4 protein-coding genes are annotated in these 4,256 nt (G+C 51.7%); all 4 read left to right on the top strand.

What is annotated here, in order from left to right:
• The first annotated feature begins 430 nt into the window (after window positions 1-430).
• The 4 genes from thrS (at window position 431) to rplT (ending at window position 3,915) form a co-directional block, all read left to right on the top strand.
• On the top strand, window positions 431-2,344 hold the full coding sequence (thrS, locus tag JRF57_16170) for a threonine--tRNA ligase (GenBank protein MBW2305233.1): 1,914 nt from the start codon (window positions 431-433) through the stop codon (window positions 2,342-2,344).
• A 5-nt stretch (window positions 2,345-2,349) separates the two neighbouring features.
• Window positions 2,350-2,865: a translation initiation factor IF-3 gene (locus JRF57_16175; protein ID MBW2305234.1), complete on the top strand. Its 516-nt coding sequence runs from the start codon at window positions 2,350-2,352 to the stop codon at window positions 2,863-2,865.
• A gap of 285 nt (window positions 2,866-3,150) precedes the next feature.
• A complete protein-coding gene (gene rpmI / locus JRF57_16180; protein ID MBW2305235.1) occupies window positions 3,151-3,348 on the top strand; it encodes a 50S ribosomal protein L35 in 198 nt (65 codons plus the stop codon).
• A gap of 222 nt (window positions 3,349-3,570) precedes the next feature.
• Window positions 3,571-3,915: a 50S ribosomal protein L20 gene (gene rplT / locus JRF57_16185; protein ID MBW2305236.1), complete on the top strand. Its 345-nt coding sequence runs from the start codon at window positions 3,571-3,573 to the stop codon at window positions 3,913-3,915.
• The last annotated feature ends 341 nt before the right edge of the window (window positions 3,916-4,256 follow it).

Consider the following 4,256-nt stretch of genomic DNA (forward strand, 5'->3'; position numbering starts at 1 on the left):
CATAAATCCCAGCGTCGCTTCGCTCCGACTTCCTCGCTCGGGGGTGCCGCAATCCTCCGGATCAGGGTGTCGGAATGCTCCGGAATGACATGCCGTTTTCACCGGAATAGGCAAACAAAGGGTACAGCCAACGCTGGTACCCTTTTTTATGTTGACAAGGTGCCTGAAATACAGGATAAAAATACAAACAAAATTATTAAGAACGTTTTTTATCTGGCCGAAATCCCTGATTGTCAGGAGGCCTCCCGGATTCAATCTACGGAGAAAAGAGGACCACACCGAATAATGGGAGCCTGCAAACATTTGTTTGGCGCAAGAGAAGGCGTGTCGCCCTCATACCTTTTGACATTCTAATGATGATTCGGCAAGAGGCATCCAATCTGGATTGTGATTAGCTTTTGGATGCCTTATTTGATTTGAAGAGCGAAAGATGAATACCTATACGATCCGGCTGAAAGGGCAGGCGCCCATTGAGATCCAGTCAGAGTCCCTTACAGGAAGCGAGGCGTTGAAGGCCCTCGAAGTTAGGGATCTGAAAAGGGTGGTCGCGGTCAGGGTAAATGGAGAAGTACGAGACCTGTCCCGGGACCTGGATTCGGACTCGGAGTTGGAGCCCGTTCATATCGATTCCCAAGAAGGGCTGGAGATACTCAGGCACAGTACCTCCCATGTCATGGCCATGGCCGTCAAGGAACTTTTCCCTGGCGTCAAGGTAACCATCGGCCCAGCCATTGAGAACGGGTTTTACTATGACTTCGATTACGAGAGGCCTTTCCGGGAAGAGGACCTCCCGAGAATCGAAGAGAAGATGATGGAAATCATCAAGGCCGATTATCCCTTTGTAAGACAGGAGATGGGACGGGAGGAGGCCATTGATTTCTTTGAAAAGGAAGGGGAGGATTACAAGGTCGAATTGATCCAAGACCTTGGTGAAGAAAAGGTTTCCCTTTATACCCAAGGATCCTTTACGGATTTATGCCGGGGGCCCCATATTCCATCCACCTCGATGATTAAGGCCTTTCGTCTCACCAAGGTGGCAGGGGCTTACTGGCGTGGGGATGAAAACAGGGCGATGTTGAGCCGGATTTACGGGGTGGCCTTTTCCAATCCAAAGACTCTGAAACAATATCTCCAGAAACTCGAGGAGGCCAAGAAGAGGGACCACGTCAAACTCGGGCCCCGTTTAGGGCTTTTCAGTACCTACGAGGAGATCGGGGCGGGCATGATAGTGTGGCATCCCAAGGGGGGAATGCTCAGGCACCTTCTGGAGGAATTCGAGGTGCAGGAGCATCTCAAGCGTGGTTACGAGATCGTCAAAGGCCCCCAACTCCTAAAAACTGACCTATGGAAACGGTCCGGGCATTTCGACAATTATCGGGAGAACATGTATTTTACCGAGATCGACAAGCAGTCATACGGAATCAAGCCGATGAACTGCCTCGCTCATATGTTGATCTACCGTTCCAGCATTCGGAGCTATCGGGAGCTCCCGAAAAGGTACTTCGAGTTGGGCCTGGTCCATCGACACGAGCGCTCCGGTGTGCTCCATGGACTCACTCGGGTGAGGGAATTCACCCAGGATGACGCTCATATCATTTGCACGCCGGATCAACTGGACGGGGAGATCAAGGGAGTGCTCTCCTTTGTAAAGGATATCATGGAGATCTTCGGGTTCGAGTACGAGCTTGAGATAAGTACCCGGCCTGAAAAATCCATCGGGTCAGACGAGGACTGGGACAGGGCGACTGCGGCGTTAAAGGGGGCTGTTGAGGACTTCGGCCTTCCTTACCAGGTCAATGAAGGGGAAGGGGCCTTTTACGGACCGAAAATCGATGTTAAGCTTAGGGATGCCCTTGAGAGAACCTGGCAATGCTCGACGATCCAGTGCGATTTTACCCTTCCTGAAAGGTTTGATTTGTCTTATGTGGACAAGGACGGGCAGAAACACCGCCCCACAATGATCCACCGCGTGATCGTCGGTTCCATTGAGCGTTTTATCGGGATCCTGATCGAACACTATGCCGGTGCTTTCCCGACTTGGCTCGCACCGGTGCAGGTATCGATCCTGACGGTGACGGATCGGAATATCCCCCACGGCGAGAAGGTTCTGAAAATTTTACGCGATTCCGAAATCAGGGTGGAACCGGATTTCAGGAACGAAAAGCTTGGGCTGAAGGTAAGAGAGGCCCAATTGCAGAAGATTCCCTATATGCTCATCATCGGAGACAGGGAATCGGAACAGGGAGTGGTGACTCCGAGACTTCGGAGCGGCAAGAACCTTCCCTCTATGTCCATAGGGGAATTTGCCGACATGATCAAGGATGAATCAAATAAGAGGAGGTAGTGGCTATAGGCAGGAAGAGCAATGATGTCAGGGTGAATGAGAGGATCCGCGCCAGGACGGTGAGACTGATCGGGGTGGATGGTAAACAGCTCGGGATTATGTCTTCCGAACAGGCCCTTGAACGGGCCCGGAAGGATGGGCTGGACCTGGTGGAGGTGGCTCCCAATTCCGATCCGCCTGTGTGCCGGATCATGGATTACGGCAAGTATAAATATCAGGCGGCCAAAAAAGTCCAGGAGGGCAAGAAAAAGGCCAAGTCCGTTCAACTCAAAGAGGTGAGAATACGGCCCCATACCGAGGAACATGATTTGAATTTCAAAATCAAGAACATGAAGAAGTTCTTGGAAAAAAAGGACAGGGTCAAGATCTCGGTCCACTTCAGGGGTCGTGAGATGGCTTACATGGATGCGGGAATAGAGCTTCTCAATAGGATCGCTGAAGAAGTCTCCGAATTCGGCACTGTGGAGCAGCCCCCCACCCGAGAGGGTTGGCGCCTGACAATGGTTCTCGTGCCGAATTAAGGGGAGAGAAAAGGCCGTCTTTACGGATTCTTGGAGGAGAGCGGCTTCATACCTGAGCTGACGCCGGAGCGGGATGCAGGCGCCGTGTGGAGGTTTTCTGGTTACTTCCCCGCCGGGGCCCTTGATCAAAGGTCTCAGGGGCTTGGCGGAGAGGGGTGTACTTTATTCTCAGAATCGATACGAAGGTTTCCCTGGGGTCAAGGCTCTCGCTTGCCTGCAAACACCTACTTGTTTCCCCGCTGGAATTCGGCCTGGGGAGAAGAACATTTTTTTGGAGGAAATTACATGCCTAAATTGAAGACCAACCGTGGCGCGGCCAAGCGCTTCAAGGCCACGGGATCAGGAAAAATCGTGAGGAACAAGGCCTTTGCCAGCCATATTCTTACCAAGAAGACTACAAAGCGTAAGAGAAACCTGCGGAAGTCTTCTCTTGTTCATTCAACCAATGAAAGAGGTGTTCGCCGGCTGGTACCGTATCTCTGATGTTCGCCTCCCCCAGGGGAGAATATCCGGAGATGTGCCGCGGAGGAAACCCACCGATAAACGGGAGCAACCGAGGAGGATGGAACAATCGCCTTTTTCGGGAATGTGGTTGATGTGAATATCTCGTTCTCAGAGAATAAGAAGTTTTTGCTCCTGTGTAGATCGACGTGGTTTTGGCCGGTGTAATCAAAAATTCAGGAAAAACATGAAAGAGGTTCAATCATGCCAAGGGTAAAGGGCGGATTTAAAACGCGACGACGAAGAAACAAGATACTCAAGGCGGCCAAGGGATACCGAGGAGGACACAGCAAGCTCTTCAGGACGGCCACCGTCTCCGTAGACCGGGCGAGGCAATATGCCTACAGGGACCGCAGGGCCCGCAAGAGGGATTTTCGTCGCCTGTGGATCGTACGGATCAATGCCGCCGCGAGGGAGAATGGACTTTCTTACAGTCGTTTGATGGGGGCGTTGCACCGTGCCGGCATCGAGCTTGACAGGAAAGTCCTGGCCGACATGGCTGTTCGGGATCCCAAAGGTTTCTCTCAGGTGGTTCAATCGGTCCTGTAAGACGGTTTCGGGAAACAAAGGGGTTTTTCCCCTGGGCCGAGATCGCAATAAAGGTGGCTCCCGTATCACACTTCTCAAAACGGGAAATTTCGGATCCGGTGCCGTCCCGGTCGTCATACTGGATCTATTCGCCGTCCCGGTCGTCATACTGGATCTATTCTACCTGAATCTTGCATAACCAATCTTGAACCCGTCAAAAAATTCACTGAAATTCCCCTTGTTAGGTTATACCCGGATAAGGTGGAAGTTCAGCCCGATGGGTGAGAACAAAATAAAGAATAATATTTCAAGTGTTGTTTACCCTTCGGGAGCGTCGATTTTACCCGGGATCTGCTTCGTTA

This window comes from Deltaproteobacteria bacterium, from assembly GCA_019310525.1.
Taxonomy (GTDB): Bacteria; Desulfobacterota; DSM-4660; order Desulfatiglandales; family HGW-15; genus JAFDEE01.

What these genes read in the sequence shown, in the direction of transcription:
- thrS (MBW2305233.1), top strand. Translation starts at nt 431, where the DNA reads ATGAATACCTATACGATCCGGCTGAAAGGGCAGGCGCCCATTGAGATC.
- rpmI (MBW2305235.1), top strand. Translation starts at nt 3,151, where the DNA reads ATGCCTAAATTGAAGACCAACCGTGGCGCGGCCAAGCGCTTCAAGGCC.
- rplT (MBW2305236.1), top strand. Translation starts at nt 3,571, where the DNA reads ATGCCAAGGGTAAAGGGCGGATTTAAAACGCGACGACGAAGAAACAAG.